The 19029-nt window shown below is 64.6% G+C and carries 12 protein-coding genes, 1 tRNA gene and 1 pseudogene; 7 read left to right on the top strand and 7 right to left on the bottom strand.

Annotated elements, in window-relative coordinates; genetic code table 11:
- Nucleotides 1–55: 55 nt before the first annotated feature.
- Nucleotides 56–1543, bottom strand: coding sequence for a sensor domain-containing diguanylate cyclase (locus BM279_RS00155; protein ID WP_093499840.1), 1488 nt, complete (start codon nt 1541–1543; stop codon nt 56–58).
- Nucleotides 1544–1826: 283 nt separating this feature from the next.
- On the opposite strand from BM279_RS00155, the gene BM279_RS00150 reads away from it, so the two are divergent.
- The 5 genes from BM279_RS00150 (at nt 1827) to BM279_RS00130 (ending at nt 5838) form a co-directional block, all read left to right on the top strand.
- A tRNA-Ile gene (locus tag BM279_RS00150) sits at nt 1827–1903 on the top strand.
- Nucleotides 1904–2049: 146 nt separating this feature from the next.
- Nucleotides 2050–3333, top strand: coding sequence for an ergothioneine biosynthesis protein EgtB (gene egtB / locus BM279_RS00145; protein ID WP_093499838.1), 1284 nt, complete (start codon nt 2050–2052; stop codon nt 3331–3333).
- Nucleotides 3334–3335: 2 nt separating this feature from the next.
- Nucleotides 3336–4298, top strand: coding sequence for an L-histidine N(alpha)-methyltransferase (gene egtD / locus BM279_RS00140; RefSeq protein ID WP_093499836.1), 963 nt, complete (start codon nt 3336–3338; stop codon nt 4296–4298).
- 138 nt (nt 4299–4436) lie between these two features.
- Nucleotides 4437–5027, top strand: coding sequence for a uroporphyrinogen decarboxylase/cobalamine-independent methonine synthase family protein (locus BM279_RS00135; RefSeq protein ID WP_093499834.1), 591 nt, complete (start codon nt 4437–4439; stop codon nt 5025–5027).
- Nucleotides 5028–5184: 157 nt separating this feature from the next.
- On the top strand, nt 5185–5838 hold the full coding sequence (locus tag BM279_RS00130; RefSeq protein ID WP_208604499.1) for a LuxR C-terminal-related transcriptional regulator: 654 nt from the start codon (nt 5185–5187) through the stop codon (nt 5836–5838).
- Between the two features lie 5 nt (nt 5839–5843).
- Here the strand turns inward: BM279_RS00130 and BM279_RS00125 are convergent, their stop codons facing one another.
- On the bottom strand, nt 5844–7475 hold the full coding sequence (locus tag BM279_RS00125; protein ID WP_093499832.1) for a hybrid sensor histidine kinase/response regulator: 1632 nt from the start codon (nt 7473–7475) through the stop codon (nt 5844–5846).
- Between the two features lie 187 nt (nt 7476–7662).
- On the opposite strand from BM279_RS00125, the gene BM279_RS00120 reads away from it, so the two are divergent.
- Nucleotides 7663–8046, top strand: coding sequence for a hypothetical protein (locus BM279_RS00120; protein ID WP_093499829.1), 384 nt, complete (start codon nt 7663–7665; stop codon nt 8044–8046).
- 308 nt (nt 8047–8354) lie between these two features.
- Here BM279_RS00120 and glyA read toward each other — a convergent pair whose 3' ends face one another.
- Both glyA and BM279_RS00110 read right to left on the bottom strand, forming a co-directional pair.
- Nucleotides 8355–9608 carry a serine hydroxymethyltransferase gene (glyA, locus tag BM279_RS00115; RefSeq protein ID WP_093499827.1) on the bottom strand — a complete coding sequence of 418 codons (1254 nt, stop codon included), beginning with the start codon at nt 9606–9608 and terminating at the stop codon, nt 8355–8357.
- A 356-nt stretch (nt 9609–9964) separates the two neighbouring features.
- Complete coding sequence (locus BM279_RS00110) at nt 9965–14134, bottom strand: sensor domain-containing protein (RefSeq protein WP_208604497.1); 4170 nt, start codon at nt 14132–14134, stop codon at nt 9965–9967.
- Nucleotides 14135–14526: 392 nt separating this feature from the next.
- Here BM279_RS00110 and ettA point away from each other — a divergent pair, with 392 nt between their 5' ends.
- Complete coding sequence (ettA, locus tag BM279_RS00105; RefSeq protein ID WP_093499824.1) at nt 14527–16191, top strand: energy-dependent translational throttle protein EttA; 1665 nt, start codon at nt 14527–14529, stop codon at nt 16189–16191.
- 328 nt (nt 16192–16519) lie between these two features.
- Here the strand turns inward: ettA and rtcA are convergent.
- The 3 genes and pseudogenes from rtcA to BM279_RS00090 form a co-directional block, all read right to left on the bottom strand.
- A pseudogene (rtcA, locus tag BM279_RS00100) lies at nt 16520–17507 on the bottom strand (RNA 3'-terminal phosphate cyclase).
- A 134-nt stretch (nt 17508–17641) separates the two neighbouring features.
- On the bottom strand, nt 17642–18430 hold the full coding sequence (locus tag BM279_RS00095) for a nucleotidyltransferase domain-containing protein (protein ID WP_093499822.1): 789 nt from the start codon (nt 18428–18430) through the stop codon (nt 17642–17644).
- 16 nt (nt 18431–18446) lie between these two features.
- Complete coding sequence (locus BM279_RS00090) at nt 18447–19025, bottom strand: hypothetical protein (RefSeq protein ID WP_093499820.1); 579 nt, start codon at nt 19023–19025, stop codon at nt 18447–18449.
- Between the last annotated feature and the right edge of the window lie 4 nt (nt 19026–19029).

Here is a 19029-nt window from a genome sequence, read left to right as displayed (position 1 = left end):
TTAGCGTTTTTGTAGTCGTTGCCCAGCAAAAAGCTGGGCATGGCTGCAGTGCCTGTCAGACGGGCTGTGCGGCGAGGTTCACGCGGTTGCGGCCGGCACTTTTGGCGGCATAGAGGGCGACGTCGGCTGCGGCGACCAGGTCGGCGGGCGTCTGTATCGCCTGCCCGGGAGTACAAGAGGCGACGCCAATGCTCAAGGTGAGATTGGCGTAGGGCGAACCCTGGTTGGCGATCGCCAACGCCTCGACGTCAGCGCGGATACGCTCGGCCACGGCCATCGCTGCCGTGCTTTCCGCGCCTGGCAGGATCAGCGCCAGTTCTTCGCCGCCGTAGCGCGCGGTGGTATCCGCGTTGCGCTTGGCGTGGCGTTTGAGCACCGCCGCCACCTGCTTGAGCGCCTCGTCGCCGGCCGGGTGGCCGTACTGGTCGTTGAAGCGCTTGAAGTGGTCCACATCCAGCAGCACGAACGACAGCGGCTGGCCCTGAGCGGCGGCGGACTGGAAGGCCGCGCGCAATGCTTCATCCAGGCGGCGGCGGTTGGCCAGGCCGGTCAGGGCATCCTCGCCGGCCATGATTTCCAGCGCATGGTTGGCCAGCGCCAGATCCCGGTGCATGCTCTGCAGCCGTGCTTCCATGCGGCCCTGGCGACCGAGCGCACGCCAGATCAGCCAGCCCATGGAAAACAGGATGACCAGTACACAGGCAGCCAGCGACCAGTTCTGCAGCGAGCGGCTGCGCCAGGCGGCCATCGCCTCCTCTTCACCGAGTGAAGCAGCCACCAGAATCGGGTATTCATCGCTGGTATCGAAGCCGTAGATACGCCTCACGCCGTCGATCATCGCTGTGAGCACCAGGCTGCCGCGCGTCACGCCCTCTTCGTTCACCTTGCGCAGCAGTGGGCTGCTGGACATGTTCAGACCGGCGTGTTGGTCCGAATCCTTCGACCTGACCAACAAGGTGCCGTCGCGCTTGGCCATGCCGATCACACCCTGGCTGCCCAGGTCGATGGTCTGGTAAAAGTCCACGAAATGCTGGACCAGTAGCGTCGCCATCACTACGCCGTGAAACTCGCCACTGGCATCGCTCAGCCGCATGGACAGGGAAATCACCCACTCGCCACTCATGCGGCTCTTCACCGGCGGGCCAATGTACAAGCCGCTGACCTGATTATTGCGATGCACGAGGAAGTACTCGCGATCCAGGGCAGAGTAACTGGTGATAGGGTTGCGCACCGTGGTGACCAGGGGCCGGCCATTGGCATCGAGTACCGTGAAGCCCTGCACGTCTGTCAGGATCGCCGACTGCGCCCGCGCCACCTCCAGCACCTCGTTCAGGCTCTCGGGGCCATAACCGGAGACCTGCAACTTGCGCTGCATGCCAAGCAGCACGGCATGGGCATCACGAATGGTCGATTCTGCCTGGCGGGTCAGTGCCGCCGACAGGTTCTCCATATCGGCGACATGCTGGCGCAGCGACTCACGCCTGTCCCATTCGACCTGCAGGAAAGTGAGCACCACCACGGCCAAACCCACCACACTGGTCATGATCGCGACCAGGCGTCTGAGGTAAGTGATCTTGGAGGTCTGACTCGTCAAGGTGCGGGCCCGGCTAGGCTGGTTGGGCTCGTATCGTCAGCGTGGTGGCACGGCGGGATAGGAACGTCGTGCAAATTATGAACAAAACGGCGGGGGGATTGCACGCGGTTTTGCTGCGCGCGGGCGCGCAATCGTTTGTCATCCAATGAACCCTTTCGGGCGTTCCAGCAAGCCGTGGCGCATCGGATTGGCACTCGGCGAAGTGCATCGGTATACTCCGCCAGCCTTCTGGGGGCCTATAGCTCAGTTGGTTAGAGCAGAGGACTCATAATCCTTTGGTCCACGGTTCGAGTCCGTGTGGGCCCACCACCTTCAAAGCCGCGCATTGCGCGGCTTTCTCCCCATTGCCGACTACTCATCGTCGCCACCCAGCCACTTTCTCTGAACCTTTCCCACCCCCATCCAGTCGGCTCTAGAACCGTCGCGTTTCGCGGCGCCGGCACAGGATGCGTGTTATGCGAGACCGCACCAGCAGGATCGCCACTTCACCACTGCACGTCGAACAGCTCTGGCAGCGTTACCAGCGCGTACGCGCTGCCAGTGAGCGGCTTTGCGAGCCGCTGGAGGCCGAGGATCATGTGATCCAGAGCATGCCGGACGTGAGCCCGCCCAAGTGGCATCTAGCTCATGTCACCTGGTTCTTCGAGGCCTTCATATTGCAGCCATTCCTGGCGGATTATCGCCCGCTGGACGAGCGCTACGACCATCTCTTCAACTCCTACTACAAGACCCACGGCACGCCCTTCGAGCGGGCGCGGCGGGGGGTGTTGTCGCGGCCGACGGTGAGCGAGGTGTATGCCTATCGCAGCCATGTCGATCTGGCCATGGAGCAGCTGTTCGGCCAGCGCGGTGCTGAGTTGCCCGACGAGGTGTTGCAGCGCATCGAGCTGGGGCTGGAGCACGAGCAGCAGCATCAGGAGCTGCTGTTGATGGATATCAAGCACATCCTGGCGCAGAACCCGCTGCGGCCGGTTTACCGGCATGACCTCAAGCCCGGCGGCGGTCAGGCGAGCGAGCTGCGCTGGATCGAGTTTCCCGCCGGGCTGCGCCAGGTCGGTTTTAGCGGCGAGGGCTTTGCCTTCGATTGCGAGCGGCCGCAGCACCGGGTGTTCGCCGAGGCCTTCCAGTTGGCTAACCGGCCGGTGAGCAATGGTGAATATCTTGAGTTCATTCGCGATGGTGGTTACCGCAGCACCGCGCTTTGGCTGGCGGACGGTTGGGACCACATCCAGCGCGCCGGCTGGCAGGCGCCGCTTTACTGGGAACGCGAGGGCGACGACTGGCTGGAGCTGACCCTCGGCGGGCCGCGTGAGCTGGATCTGGCTGCGCCGGTCTGCCACCTCAGCTACTTCGAGGCCGAGGCTTTCGCCACCTGGGCCCAGGCGCGATTGCCTCGCGAGGAAGAGTGGGAAATCGCCGCCCAGGACGAGCCTGTGTGGGGCAACTTCGTAGAGAACGATCACCTGCAGCCGGTAGCGGCGGGGGCCGGTGATTGCCTGCAGCAGCTGTATGGCGATGTGTGGGAGTGGACCGCCAGCGCCTACCGGCCGTACCCCGGCTTTCGTCCATTGGGCGGCAGCCTGGGTGAGTACAACGGCAAGTTCATGTCCGGGCAGATGGTGTTGCGCGGCGGCTGTTGCGCCACGCCGGAAGACCACGTGCGCCCCACCTACCGCAACTTCTTCTACCCCACCATGCGTTGGCAGTTCTCCGGCCTGCGCCTGGCCAAGGAGCTCTGAGCATGGCACTGGCAATCCGTACCCACGAACACCCCCAGAACCTCGAGCAGCAGGCGCTGCGTGACGAGGCCCTGCGCGGCTTCGCGGCCAGTCCGAAGGCGATGTCGCCGAAGTTCTTCTACGATCACCGCGGCTCGCAACTGTTCGAGCTGATCTGCCAGCAGCCGGAGTACTACCCGACGCGCACCGAGGAAACCATCCTGCGCCTGGCGGCGGACGCCATCGCCGAACTGGCCGGGCGCAACGCCAGCCTGGTGGAGCTGGGCAGTGGCGCCAGCCGCAAGATTCGCCTGCTGCTCGAGGCCCTACGCCCGGCGCGTTACCTGGGCATCGATATCTCCCGCGAGTTTCTGGATATCTGCACGCGCCGCCTGGCCGCCGATTACCGTTGGCTGGACGTGCACGCCCTGTGCGCCGACTTCAGCCAACCGCTAAAGCTGCCCGCCGAGGCATTGGGGCAACGGCCGCTGGCGTTCTTCCCAGGGTCGAGCATCGGCAATTTCGACTCCCACGAAGCGCGGGCCTTTCTGCGCAACCTGCATCAGGCACTACCGGCCGGCAGCGGTTTGTTGATCGGCGTGGATCTGGTCAAGGACCGCGGTGTGCTGGAGCGTGCCTACAACGATGCAGCCGGGGTCACCGCGCTGTTCAACCTCAACCTGCTCGAGCGCATCCGCAGCGAACTGGACAGCGACATCGACCCGCAGCGCTTCGAGCACCGGGCGTTCTACAACGAGCAGGCCTCGCGTATCGAGATGCACCTGGTCAGCCGCGATAAGCAGCAGGTACGCATCGAGGATCGGGTGTTCGAGTTCGCCGCCGGCGAAACCCTGCACACCGAGAATTTCTACAAGTACACGCCTGGCGCTTTCCGTGCGTTGGCTGGCGAATGCGGCTTCGTGTCGGTGGCCATGTGGCGCGATCCGGCGCAGTTGTTCAGCGTGCATTTCCTGCGGCGCGAGTGAGGGCGCGCGCGCGGCCAAAGGCCCGCAGCAAATCTTGGTAACAATTGCAGTGCGATGCTGTCTGTAGCATCGGAGCGGCAGACCTGAGTCTCCTCAGGTGCGCGCCGACTGCATACACCCTCGAAAAGGATGCCCACTTTGCAACGCTTGCTAACCCTCGTCACTCTGTCTGCCCTGATCTCCGCCTGTGGGCAAAGCGCGCCGTCGGAGTCGGAAATTTCCAAAACGCTGGCCGACAGCATTTCCAGCAAAGGCTGCGCCACCTCGACGCTGTTCAAGAGCTTCCCGATTCCGCCCGACATGGCCAGCAAGAACGGCGCCATCACCCGGCCGTTCGAAGACATCGGCTTCATCGCCCAGAGCGCCGATGGTTATCAGCTGACCGAGAAGGGCCAGGCCGAATACGATGCCGAGCGCTCCGGCTTCTGCTACACGGACAGCTACCAGATCAGCGATATCAAGGTCATCGACGAAGAGGCCGAGCGCGACCTGCCGCCAGCCCTCTCCGGTGCCTGGACCGTGAGCTTCACCGTGGCCCCGGCCAGCGTCGATGAATGGGTGAAGAACCCGGAAATTCTCAAGGCAGCAAGCCGGGCGTCGCTGGATAAGCTCGTCGAGCCGCAATCTTTGAAGGTGCGTGTTGCCAGGGAGAAGGGTAAGGATGAGCTGATCGTCGCCGATCCGCGCTTCGGCTTCAGCCCGGGCATCCATTTCAATATGGGCTGGTAAGGCAACGGCAATCGGGCGAGCCACGTAAGCGGTTCGCCCCGTTTTGCAGTGGGCGCTCGCGGTTGCCGTCGACGTTGCGCTAGTTGCAAGCAGCCCATCGCTCCAGTCTGTGAACCAGTGCTGGCATGCGCTGGGTATATGACCTTAGTCTGAGCCCATGACCGACACTTACCCCATCCTCGAACGCCCGCCACAAGAGCGCATCATCGTGGCCGATGACCATCCGGTTTTCCGTGAGGGTCTGAGCCGCATCGTGCAGCGGGTGTTTCCCCATGCCTGCATTCTCGAAGCCGGCGATATGGACGAGGTGCTGGCCCAGGCCGCGGCCGGCGCGCCGCCCAGCCTGTTCATGCTCGACCTGCTGTTCCCCGGGCAGTCGCCAGAGGCCATTGGCGCGTTGCGCCAGCGCTTCACGCGCAGCTCCATCGTGATCGTGTCGATGGTCGACAATCGCGAGTTGATCGACGAGGTGATGGCGTCAGGCGCAGACGGCTTTATCGGAAAGGCGACGCCGCCCGACGAGATCGCCGAGGCGTTGCAGGCGGTGCGTGACGGCGAGTTCGTGCTGACCCTGGGGCCGGCCGGGGTGCCGGCCTTCGCCGAGGCGCGGCATCTGCTGGAGCAACTCACGCCACGCCAGCAGGACGTGCTGCGCCTGCTGGTGCGCGGCCTGGCCAACAAGGAAATCGCCCGCGAGCTGGATATCTCGCCCTTTACCGTGCGTATCCATGTGTCGGCACTGATGCGCACGCTGGATGTGGGCAGCCGTGCGGCGGCAGCGGCCATGGGCGCCAAGGCCGGGCTGCGCTAGGCGTCCTAGGCCGCCTGGGCCTTGAGCTTCAGGGCCACCAGCAGCGAGCGCAGTTCTGCCGGCTGCACGGGTTTGGAAAGAATCGGTATCTGGTCATCACCCACCGCTTCCTGCACGCGGCGTACATCGTGGCCGGTCATGATGATGGCCGGCACCTGGCGGGCGGCGAGGGCGCGCACGTGGGCGATGCAGTCGGCGCCGGAGGCTTCCAGGCCGAGGTCGAAGTCGGTCACCACCAGGTCGATATCAGCCGCCACGTCGGGCAGCGAGGTGTAGGTGTCGACCACGCAGCCCCATTTCTTCAGCAAGGTGGCGGTGGCCAGCAGCACGTTGTGGTCATCCTCGATCAGGCAGATGCGCAGGCCGTTGAGCATGCTCGGCGCCTGCGGCTTGGACGCTTGCGCTGTCGCCTGCTGGACCGGCGCGCTCGCCAGCTGCAGGCCGTCGATGGCCGCCAGGGTGCCTTTGCCTTCCACCGAGCGGATGCGCACTTGCAGGTCCATCAGTTTGCCCAGGCGGCGCACGATGGTCAGCCCCAGGCCCATGCCTTCCACGTCGCTGTCGCGGGTCTGCCGCACGCGGTAGAACTCCTCGAAGATGTTTTCCAGATGCGCCTCGGCGATACCGCGACCCTTGTCGTAAAGCTCGATGGAAAGACTTGCGCCGCGCCGCCTGCAGCCGATCAGCACGGGCTGACCGGGCGCGTACTTGAGCGCGTTGGTGAGCAGGTTCTGCAGCATGGTGGTCAGCAGGCTCTGGTCGGCATGCACGTATACGTCCTGGCAGTGCAGACGGATCTCCACACCGGCCCAGCGCGCCGCCTCGGTGTTTTGCTGGATCAACTGGCGTAGCAGGCCTCTTAGCGGCAGCGGCTCCATATGGGCGACCACCTTGCCGCTGTCCAGCGAGTACATGTCCAGAATCGTACGGAACAGCCGGGCGACACTGTTCAGGGACTTGTCGATGTTCTCCACCAGGCGGTGCTGCTCGCCATCCAGGCGGCTGTCGCGCAGGCAGGCGGTGAACAGGCTGATGGAGTGGATGGGCTGGCGCAGGTCGTGGCTGGCCTGAGCGAGGAACTGCGACTTGGCACGATTGGCGGCCTGCTCGGCTTCGGCGGCCAGGCGCGAGCGCTTGAGCAGGGCGTGCATGTAGGCCGGCACCATCAGGGTAGTGAGCAGCAGGGTGATGATCAGGTAGGGCTGCGACTGCCAGTAAGCCGAGACGCTGGCGATCATCGCCAGCGACAGGGTGGCCAGGATGGTCGCCAGCAGCAGGTAGCTGGAGCCATAGCGCAGGCCGTAGCCCACCGTGACCCAGATCAGGATGGCGTAGACCGGCAGCATCGGTTCGCCGCCAAAGCCGATGGTTACGGTGATACAGGTGTAGTCGCTGAGCATGGTCAGCACACGGCGCACCGGGTAGTGGCCGGGGCGTCGACGGATGTCGATCCACAGGGCCAGTGAGGCGGCCAGGAAAAGGCACTCGAGCAGCAGAATCCAGCCGGCCAGCGTGGGGTCGATGGCCGAGCGCAGGTGCATCAGCAGGGTGTAGCAGATCGCGATCGGCGCGATGATCAGGCGCACGACGGCCTGGGCACGTTCGACATCGTAGGTAGGCGAGGCAGTGGCCAGCATGACGGTTCCCTGTGTGCTAACGCGGATATCCGGCCACCATAGGCCGCTGCTGCGTAGCTGCGCAAGGCGCGCGCCAGGGAGCAAAGTGCCTCTAGCACACCTGTGCTATTTCGGTGTGCCAACCCGCTTCCTAGAATCCCGCCATCGCTTCGGCACGGGCCGGAGCCCAGTGACCGAGGGATTCTAGATGAACATCAACGGAACGATTGGGGCTCTGCTCGTCGTGCCAATGCTGGCGACGCTCGCTGGCTGCCTGCCACAGAACACGCAAAGCCAGGGCCTGCACAGCTCCCAGGTGGCCAACGGTGCCGCGCCGTGCACGCCGAGCACGTCGGACAGCCTGATCGCCTCGGGGCGTAGCCTGCTGAGCATCGCCAACTCGGTGCTGGAAACCCAGCAGAGCTTGCAAGGCACCTCCACCACCTATGCCCAGCGCGTGGACGCCGCCGAAAAGGCCCAGCGCGTCAACCAGGGCAACAACGTGCTCAATAACGTCGAGAGCATGACTGCTGGCCTGGGTGCCGGGTCGCCGTGCACGGCGGCGGCTGCACCGGCTGCAGCATCGCGTTGATGGAAGCGGCCTAGCCGCGCAACCCCGTTGGAAAGACCCGCCGAAGAAACCGCGCCATTGCGCGGTTTTTTCGTTGTGACGGCCACCCGCCCTGGGTCGGGGCTCCTGCGCGATGGTGGGGTGGCCGCTTTTTTGTGGGAGCGTCGCCCGCTGCGCGAAGCGATGGTTGGCACGTAGCGGTATTGTGGCGTGGCCACCATTCGCCCCGCGGGCGGGGGCCACGCGGGAGTGGGCTTGTCGCCAGCACATTTTCCCGCAGGCATAAAAAAGCCCGGCATCAGCCGGGCTCTCTATCGCAGCGCTGGCGCTTACTTGCCGTAAACCGGCAGTTTGGCGCAGATGGCCTTGACCTTCTCGCGCACGGCGTCGATCACCGCGTCATTGTTCAGGTCGGCGAGGATGTCGCAGATCCAGCCAGCCAGCTCGCGGCACTCGGTTTCCTTGAAGCCGCGGGTGGTGACGGCCGGGGTACCGAAGCGCAGGCCCGAGGTCACGAACGGCGAACGCGGGTCGTTAGGCACCGAGTTCTTGTTGACGGTGATGTAGGCCTTGCTCAGCGCGGCGTCGGCGTCCTTACCGGAGATGTCCTGCTTGATCAGCGAGAGCAGGAACAGGTGGTTCTGGGTGCCGCCGGACACCACGTCGAAGCCGCGCTCGATGAACACTTCGGCCATCGCCTGGGCGTTCTTCACCACCTGCTGCTGGTAAGCCTTGAACTCAGGCTGCAGCGCTTCCTTGAAGCAGATCGCCTTGGCGGCGATGACGTGCTCCAGCGGACCGCCCTGGGCACCCGGGAAGACCGCGGAGTTGAGCTTCTTCTCGATCTCTTCGTTCTTCTTCGCCAGGATCAGGCCGCCGCGCGGGCCGCGCAGGGTCTTGTGGGTGGTGGTGGTGACCACGTCGGCGAACGGCACCGGGTTCGGGTACACACCAGCGGCAACCAGACCCGCAACATGCGCCATATCAACAAAGAGATAGGCACCGACCTTGTCGGCGATGGCGCGGAAGCGCGCGAAGTCCAGCACCTGGGAGTAAGCCGAGAAACCGGCAACGATCATCTTCGGCTTGTGCTCGACGGCCAGGCGCTCGACTTCGTCGTAGTCGATCAGGCCGTTGCCGTCGATGCCGTACTGCACGGCGTTGTACAGCTTGCCGGAGGAGGAAACGCTGGCACCGTGGGTCAGGTGGCCGCCGTGGGCCAGGCTCATGCCCAGGATGGTGTCACCGGCGCTGAGCAGGGCCAGGTACACCGCCGCGTTGGCTTGCGAACCTGCGTGCGGCTGGACGTTGGCGTAGTCGGCGCCGAACAGCTGCTTGGCGCGGTCGATGGCCAGTTGCTCGACCACGTCGACGTGCTCGCAACCACCGTAGTAACGCTTGCCCGGGTAGCCCTCGGCGTACTTGTTGGTCAGCACACTGCCCTGGGCTTCCATCACTGCTGGGCTGGTGTAGTTTTCCGAGGCGATCAGCTCGATGTGCTCTTCCTGGCGCAGAGCTTCTTGCTGCATGGCGTCGAAGAGCTCGGCGTCGTACTTGGCAATGGTCAAATCACGGCTGAACATGGCAATCCCCTGAAAGTCAGCTGGGCGGAGTAAAGAGGGGGCGGATTCTACCGCATCCAGGCTGGCCAGGCATATGAAGCGTGGTCATGAGCGGGACAAGTGGCGCTCACGCTGCGCCTGTTCACGATCTTTCGGCTCGACTTCAGCGCTTTGACTGCAAAGTGGCGGGAGCGGTCGGTGAACGGAGTATTTGTAGGAGGGGCTTCAGCCCCGAGCTCTTTGTTTGCCTTGATAAAAAGCTCGGGGCTGAAGCCCCTCCTACGGGTTACGCGAACGGCCGCTTCTGCCTAGTAGCAGCCTCTGTAATGTCGCCTAAAAAGATCGTGAGCAGGTTCTCGACGCCGCTTGCCGTGCCGTCACTCGAGCATGAACAGGCTGCGCCCGCAGAACTGCGCCTCGAAGCGATGGGCGGGCATGGGCCGGCCCAGCAGGTAGCCCTGCACCTCGTCGCAGTCGTAGGTGCGCAGGAAATCGAGCTGCTCCTGGGTTTCCACGCCTTCGGCGATCACCGACATGTTCAGGCTGTGGGCCATGGCGATGATGGCGCGGGCGATCTGCCCGTCCTGCTCGCCGTGGGGCAGGCCGTCGACGAAGCTGCGGTCGATCTTCAGTACGTCGATGGGGAATTGCTTGAGGTAATTGAGCGACGAGTAGCCGGTGCCGAAGTCGTCGATGGCGATGCATACCCCGAGATTCTTCAGGTCGGTGAGGGTCTGCAGCGCGGCGCCAACGTCCTGCATGAGGATGCTTTCGGTCAGCTCCAGCTCCAGGCACGCGGCCGGAATGCGGCTCTCGACGAGGATGCGTTCGATGCGCTGGCGCAGGTCGCCGTCGCTGAACTGGCGCGCCGAGAGATTCACCGACACCTTGGGCACGCGGATCTTGTTGTGGTGCCAGATGTTCAGCTGACGGCACGCCTCGGTCAGCACCCAGTCGCCGACCTGTACCACCAGGCCGAGTTCTTCGAGCACCGGGATGAACGCACTGGGTGACACCAGGCCGCGCTTGGGGTGCTGCCAGCGCAGCAGCGCCTCGACACCGGTCAGGCGCTTGCCGTTGCCGGAGAACTGCGGCTGGTAGTGAAGCAGGAATTCGCCCTGTTCCAGGGCGTGGCGCAGGTCGCCTTCGAGCTCCAGACGCTCCAGGGCGCTGGCGTTCATGGCCGCCTGGTAGAACTGGAAGTTGTTCTTGCCGCGCTCCTTGGCGTGGTACATGGCGGTGTCGGCGTTCTTCATCAGCTGGCTCGGCTCGTTGCCGTCCTGCGGGCCGAGGGCGATGCCGATACTGGCGGTGACGAAGAACTCGCGGCCTTCGAGCACGAAGGCCTGGGCCAGGCTGTCGAGAATCTGCTCGGCGACGTGGATGGCGCGGTGCAGGGCCGCATCGCGGCTGGCGCTGGAGCGTAGCAGCAGGGTGAATTCGTCGCCACCCATACGCGCCACGGTGTCGTCCTCGCCGACGCAGGCGGCCAGGCGTACGGCCACGTCCTTGAGCATGCGGTCGCCGGCGGCGTGGCCGAGGGAATCGTTGATCGGCTTGAAGCGGTCCAGATCGAGGAACATCAGCACCACCCACTCGCGGTGCCGTTCGGCGTGCTGCAGAGCGGTGTGCAGACGATCCTGGAACAGCGTGCGGTTGGGCAACTGGGTCAGGGCGTCGTAGTAGGCCAGGCGATGGATGCGCTGTTCGCTGGCCTTGCGCTCGCTGATGTCGCTGAAGAAGCACACGTAGCTGACCAGGTCGCCTTCCTCGTCATGGACAGCGGTGATGCCGACCCACGCCGGGAAGTTCTCGCCATCGCGGCGTTTGAGCCAGATTTCGCCCTCCCAGGTGCCGCGCTGGCGCAGCTGGGTAAGGACGTAATGCAGGTGGGTGCTCTGCTGGCTGTCGGCCGTTAGCATGCCCGGTAACTGGTCGAGCACCTGCTCGGCGTTGTAGCCGCTGACCCGGCTGAAGGCGTTGTTGACCTGCACGATGTAGCCCGCCGGGTCGGTGACCAGAATCGCCGCCGTAGAGTGCTCGAAGACCGTCGCGGCCATGCGCAGGTCTTTCTCGGCACGGCGTTGTTGGGCCACGTCGCGGCCCACGCCGAGCAGACCTTCGAACTTGCCGTTATCGTCCCACATTGGCACCAGGCGCAGCTCCATGGGAATCTTGCGGCCGTCGGCACGCAGGAAGTCGACGATGAACAGTTGCGGTGTGAGGGTCTGGCGCAGCTCGTGCATTTGCTGATGCACGCCAAGGGCGCTACGGATGCGCCCGAGCAGCGCGTAGACCGCGCCGAGTTGCTGCGGGTTGGTAGCCAGGCTGCCGAAACCATGGGCCTGCACCCAGGCGGGCGGGTAGCCCAGTACGGTCTGCACCGAGGGGCTGACGTAGTCGAGGTTCAGCTGGCTGTCGGTGGAGAAAATCACATCGCTGATGCTTTCGGCGAGCATGCGGTAACGGTGCTCGTTCTCGCGCAGCGATTCGTTGCGGGCGATCTGCCCGGTAATATCTCGGGCCACGCTGATCAGGCGGCTGACCCAGCCATTGGCATCACGGGCCAGGGCTTGCTCGCTGATGCTGAACCAGCGCCAGGAGCCATCGCGGTGGCGCACGCGGGCCTGGGACTCGAGCGGTACGCCGTTGGCAAGCACGCGTTGCATATTGCGTGCACGTTCTAGCTGCTCATGATCGTCGGGATGGATGACCTGCCGCCACCACCGGTCGATCTGGTTGGTCAGGCTGCCGGCTTCGTAGCCCAAGCGGCTGGCGATGTCATGGTTGCTGAACAGGATCGTCTGTGTGGCCAGATCGGTGACGTAGAGGGTGTCCGGTACCGCGCGCACCACCTCGGCCCAGAAGCGCTCGCGCTCGACCAGCGACAGCTCCATGCGTTTGCGGCTGCTGATGTCGCTGATGCTCAGGGCGACGGCGTGCAGGTCCTCGGGGCTTTCCGGCAGGCGCATCACCAGCCACAGGTGGCGGGTAATGCCATTGTCGCCGTCTATATGGCTTTCCAGTTCCAGGTGGCCGCCACCATCGAGCAGGGCGGCGCTGAGCTGGGCGCGGAAGCCCTGGGCGCGCACCGAGCCGCGATTGATCAGCTGCTCCCACGCCTGCTCGGTATTGCTGACGCCAAGCAGGCGCAGGGCGATCTGGTTGGTTTCGGTGAAGCGCATGTGCTGCAGCAGTTCGCCATGACGCTGCGGGTTGGCTTCCAGCCAGGGGATCAGCTCAGCGCCATTCTTCAGGCCCTGCTCGCGCAGAAAGTGATAGAGGCCGGCCAGGTCCAGCACGCACAGCGCCGTGCCGGTGCCATCGAAAATATCCTGGTAGCGGCGGCGGGTTTCCTGCAACACGCGGGTCGCCTGCTGTTGCTCGGTGACGTCGCGCAGCACCCAGACGAAGCCCAGCAGGCGCGATGCGTCGCGCAGGTCGCTGCGGGTGACGGTGAACAGGCGGCTCTGGTTGTGCAGGCGGATCTCCACCAGGTCGGGACCTTCGTCGCTGCGAAAGGCGGTGGCGTGCAGCAGCAGCGGGTTGAGACTCGGCAGCAGTTCGAACAGGTGCCACTGGCCGGCGTCCGGGGCACTCACGCCGAACATGGTTTCGGCCTGGGGGTTGAGGTAGGTCAGCCGGCCGGTGACGTCGGTGACCAGCACTCGCTCCTCGATGGCACCCAGGGCGCTGGCGGCCTGGTGCAGGGAGCGCCGCGAAGCGGCATTGAGTTCGTGCAAATGGCCCTGTTCACGCACCAGGCGATAGAGGGCGAACAGGGTGAGCAGGCTGCACAGGGTGAACAGCAGGATCTTGCCGAGCATTTCCGGCAACACCCGGGCCTGCACCCTGGCCTCGTCGAGCATCGCGCGCAGCTGCCAGTCGGAACCCGGCAGATCCTGCAGCACGATGGTTTGCGCCTGGTTGGCCGCGGTGATCATGGGAAAGTTGCGTTCCCCGGCCATGGCGCCGCGCGAATCGGCGATGACACGGAGGCTGGTAGTGTCTTCAAGCTGCCAGGACACATCTTCCTGGGTACCGTTGGGCAGCCAACTGCCCAGGGCGCCGGCGTGCAGCCGTACTACCCAGTAGCCGTCGTCCTCGCGCAGCAGCAGGTCGAGGTGGCCACCATCGATAGGGTCGAAGACGTAGTAATAGCTGTGCTGGCCGGTGCGACCGATCAGCTCGGCGAGCAATGCCTGCTCGGCCGGCGGCATGGGGCTGCCGGGGCGTGGCTGACCGCTGGCATCCAGGTGGACGAGGCGCTGCAGTGTCGGGAAGACCACGCGCAGATTGTCCAGATAGCGCTGTTGCTGTTCGAACGAGTCGGCCGGCCCGCGGGTGGCCCGCAGGACCGCAGCGCCAGCGTTGGCCAGCGATGCCATGTTCAGGCTCAGTTGCTTGGCCAGCTGTTCACTGACGGCCAGGCTGAGCGTGCGCTGGTTGTCCTTGAGCTGGCGGAACTCGAACTGCATCTGCCAGAACAGGAGCACCAGCAGGCCGAGCACCAGCACCACCAGGGCGCCTTTGAGGGAGCGACGCATGGGCGTGATCGTGGTATCGCGTTGAGGGCGAATGGTTTCGGCAGCTGACACGTGATGACGTCCTGCAACGGCGAGGTCGGGTAAGCAGGTTATGCGCTAATAAAGGTTAAACAGGGACGTCCGCTTCCCAAGTCGGCTAGCATGCCATAAATGTGGCTAAGTGCCAGCCAAAGCGACGAATGTCCTGCATTGGAGGCTCTTCCTAGTCGCGTGCAGATCGCCGAAAATACCCGGTCATCGCTGTACTGTAGTCTGTGCCGGTCATTGCCGTGCATGCCGTTGCGCGTTGCAGCTCGACGCCCCAGCCAGTGCGGCATTTATCCGTTTGCGTGAGGCGGCGTCTTGGCATAGGGTGCGCGCCATCGTCGCCATTTATTAGTGAGGTCTGAATTTTGGCTCAATACGTCTACACCATGCATCGGCTGAGCAAGGTCGTGCCGCCGAAGCGCGAGATCCTCAAGAACATCTCCCTGTCGTTCTTCCCGGGCGCCAAGATCGGTGTGCTGGGCCTCAACGGCGCCGGTAAATCGACCCTGCTGCGCATCATGGCGGGCGTGGACAAGGAATTCGACGGTGAAGCCCGGCCGATGCCGGACATCAACGTCGGTTACCTGCCCCAGGAGCCGCAGCTGGACCCGAGCAAGACCGTGCGTGAAGTGGTCGAGGAAGCGGTCAGCGTGGTCAAGGACGCCCAGGCGCGCCTCGACGAAGTCTACGCCGCCTATGCCGAGCCGGATGCCGACTTCGACAAGCTGGCTGCCGAGCAGGCCAAGCTCGAGGCCATCCTGCAGGCCAGCGATGGTCACAACCTGGAGCGTCAGCTGGAAGTCGCCGCCGACGCCCTGCGCTTGCCAGCCTGGGATGCGAAGATCGAGCACCTGTCCGGTGGCGAGAAGCGCCGTGTGGCCCTGTGCCGTCTGCTGCTGTCGGCCCCCGACATGCTGCTGCTCGACGAGCCGACCAACCACCTGGACGCCGACTCGGTGGCCTGGCTGGAGCGCTTCCTGCACGACTTCCCGGGCACCGTGGTGGCGATCACCCACGACCGTTACTTCCTCGATAACGTCGCCGGCTGGATCCTGGAACTCGACCGCGGCGCGGGCATTCCGTACGAAGGCAACTATTCCGGCTGGCTGGAAGCGAAATCCGACCGTCTGGCCCAGGAGTCCAAGCAGCAGTCGGCCCACGAGAAGGCCATGAAGGAAGAGCTGGAGTGGGTGCGCAAAGGCGCCAAGGCCCGCCAGTCGAAATCCAAGGCTCGCTTGCAGCGCTTCGAGGAAATGCAGTCCCAGGAATTCCAGAAACGCGCCGAGACCAACGAGATCTACATCCCGGCCGGTCCGCGCCTGGGCGACAAGGTCATCGAGTTCAAGAACGTCACCAAGGGCTACGGCGACCGCGTACTGGTCGAAGACCTGTCGTTCAGCGTACCCAAGGGCGCCATCGTCGGCGTGATCGGTGGTAACGGTGCCGGTAAGTCGACCCTGTTCCGCATGCTGATGGGCAAGGAAACCCCGGACTCGGGCAGCATCGAGATCGGTGAAACCGTGCAACTGGCCTGCGTCGACCAGAGCCGCGAAGACCTCGACGGCAGCAAGACCGTCTGGGAAGCGGTGTCCGATGGCCTGGACATGATCAAGATCGGCAACTACGAAGTTCCGTCCCGCGGTTACGTGGGTCGCTTCAATTTCAAGGGCGCCGACCAGCAGAAGTTCGTCAAGGACCTCTCCGGTGGTGAGCGTGGCCGTCTGCACCTGGCCCTGACCCTGAAGGAGGGCGCCAACGTCCTGCTGCTCGACGAACCGTCCAACGACCTCGACGTGGAAACCCTGCGTTCGCTGGAAGAAGCACTGCTGGACTTCCCTGGCGCCGCCATCGTGATCTCTCACGATCGCTGGTTCCTGGACCGCGTGGCGACCCACATCCTCTCTTACGAGGATGACGGCGTGATCTTCTTCGAAGGCAACTACACCGAGTACGAAGCCGACCGCAAGAAACGCCTCGGCGACGCCGCCGCCCAGCCGCATCGGGTACGGCACAAGAAGCTGGCGCAGTAAGCGCTGCTATGAAAAACGGAGCCTAAGGGCTCCGTTTTTTTATGCGTACATTTCGAGCCTGGAGCCTGTTCCGGCCTTTCGATTCAATCTCAAGTGCAGCGGCCGCAGAGTGAGCGCCAGGCATTGGAGTCTGCCCTGTGGGAGTGGGCCATGCCCGCGAAAAATCACGGGCATGGGACTAAGCGTCCGCGCCCGTTCCCACAAAAGCAGGTCACCGCCCGTTTTCACCTTCCGACTGCAGTCAATTGATGGGCTGGCGCCCATCCTACATTTCGCGCGCCCCATGTAGGGTGGGCTTCAGCCCACCAGCTCTCACATAAAATGATCGTCAGGCCCTGCCGCCGACTTCAACCCGCAACGCCTTGCCCGTCGGCGTGCAATGAACCGCCACCGGGCAGAAGGCTTCGATCACCTGGATATTGCTCTGCAGATGCTCGCTCAGATGCGTTGTGGTGAAGCTGCCGCTGCCGGCCAGCGCTATCGGTAGCAGCAACTGGTCGGCCAGGTGCTCGGCCACCGCTGCGCCGCTGGTCAGCCTCGGCGCGAACGCCGTTCTGGCCGAATGCGCAGAACTGCTCGGTGAGCTGCTCGCAGGCCACCGTGAGGGTCAGGATGTTGCCTGGGCCATGCTCTTGGTCCAGCCAGGTGCAGTGCAGGTCGGCGTCCGGCCATTGCAGGCGCTTGCCGACGCGAGCCAGCTCGCGCTCGCCCACGTGGCCGGGAATGCCGGCCAGCAGCACGTCGGCGCGTTGTTCGAGCACCTCGCCCCGCTCGGGCAGGTGCAGGGGCATCAGCGGCGACGGCTGGATGAACGCTTCCAGCGCGCCGCCACCGGCCGGCACGAAGCCATGGCGATGCAACTGCAACTCGACCCGGCCACCCATACGCCGTAGCAGCGGCAGCCAGGCCCGGTCGAGGAAGTCGAACGGCGGCGCGGCCGGGTTGTGGGTACCGCCGCTGATCTGCACGCGGCTTGGCTCGGCGGCCTGCAGCAAGGCCGGCAGAACGGTCTGCAGCACCAGGGTGCAGCTACCCGCCGAGCCGATGGCGAAACGGTAGTCACCACCGCGGATCGGGCCGGGGCGAAACACCAGGCGGGTGGCGTGCAGCTCGGCGCCCTCAACCTCGGCGCCGCTGATTTCGGCAGCGGCGAGCACGGCGGTCAGGTGCTGGCGCAGCAGGCCCGGGCGACTACGCCTGGCGCGAATGTTGATGATGCGAAACGGTGTGCCGGTGATCATCGACAGGCTCAGCGCCGTCCGCAGCACCTGCCCGCCGCCGATGGCGCCGTCGAGTTCGAGAATATCCTTTTTCATGGTGAATCCTTTGATCTTGATCGTTCCCACGCTCCGCGTGGGAATGTCCATCAGGACGCTCCGCGTCCCTCTCGGTGGTAGGCCGGGAGATCGTCCCGGGTGTCGCTTCGCTCGACCCAGGCTACGGGCTTGGTTCAGGCGTAGCGGCTGACCATTTCGCGTAGGTAGGCGTCAAGCAGGCCGCTGTCCGCCTGGGTACGCGGCAGCGCCGGCACCGGCCGCTCCAGCTGCGCCTCGATAAAGGCGTGCAGGGCAGGGCGGCGCGGGCCGTAGGCGGACTCGTCGGCGCTACGCTTGAGGGCCAGCAGTTCGTCCACTTCGGCCAGCAGCGCCGAGTCGCCCACCGTCTGCAACAGATCGGCGAACGTCATCGGCGGGCGGCCACGGCCCTGGTCTATCCACAGCACGGCCAGCAGCGGGCGCAGCACATAGAAGTACTTCTTGAGGCGCACCGTCTCGCCCTGCAGGTAGCCGCGAAAGTTCTTTTTCGCCATCGACAGGTAGTGGTTACGCGCCGCCGGCGGGCTGTAGAAATGCTCGGCCAGCTCGCGCAGGCGCGCCGTGGCTTGATCTTCCTGGCGGTACACCAGGGGCGAGTCGAGCCATTCCAGTAGCGTCGGGTTGGATTTGCGCAGCAGGCCGAGGGTCTTGCGCAACTCCCAGCCGCTGACGTCCAACTCGTCGTCCAGCGGGCGCTCGATCACGTCGCGGCCTTCATCTACCTGGACGAACCAGTCCGGTTTTTCCACGTAGACGAAGCGCACGTCGTAATCGCTATCCGTCGAGGCGAAGCCCCAGGCGCGGCTGCCCGATTCGCAGGCATACAGCACCTTGACGTTGCGTTCGCGCTCGACCCGTTCGAGTTCAGCCAGCACCCGCGCGCGCATGGCGTCGCTGAGGGGGTGGCGTTGTTGCCTGTCCATGTCTTTGCATCCTTGTCTAGTCTGTCGCGCTGGCGGCCAGCGCGGACAATGTCCGACGTCGCGGGTTGTACAGGGTGAGGCACCAGATGCCCCACCATTCCTTGCCGTCGTCGAAATAATCGCTCCAGGCGCTGCGCTGCGGATCTTCGTGCGCATCGCCGACCCAATCGAACACCTGCAGCTGTTCATCGGGATACAGCCGCAGCATGTGCAGCCACTCGCGGAAGTCCGCCACTTGCAACGGGGTGCCGTAGGGCGGGTTACGGAAGTTGCGGCACAGCAGGCCGTTCTCGCTGGCCAGCTCGCGGATTGCGTCGTTAGTGAGCGGCTGTGAGCGGGCCTGAGCGAGATCCGCCGTCAGTTTGGACCAGCGGTGGTTTGCGTAACGAGCATCTTGGGCGATCAGTTTCTGTTGCCAGATCCGAGCGCGCGCCTGGATGGTCTCGAACAGCAACTCCAGGGCCTGCCGATGCTCCGCCTCGCCAGGTGTGGCGGTCGGATCGAGCGTGGTCACCACGAAATCGAACACGCAGCCCGCCTCTTCCAGGCGGGTGCGCAGTTCATCGAGTCGCTGGCTTTGCATCGGTTGCAGCATGGCT

This window comes from Phytopseudomonas straminea (genome assembly GCF_900112645.1).
GTDB lineage: Bacteria > Pseudomonadota > Gammaproteobacteria > Pseudomonadales > Pseudomonadaceae > Aquipseudomonas > Aquipseudomonas straminea.
Note: the sequence above shows the minus strand (reverse complement) of the source record. Positions and strands in the feature narration are given on the sequence as shown.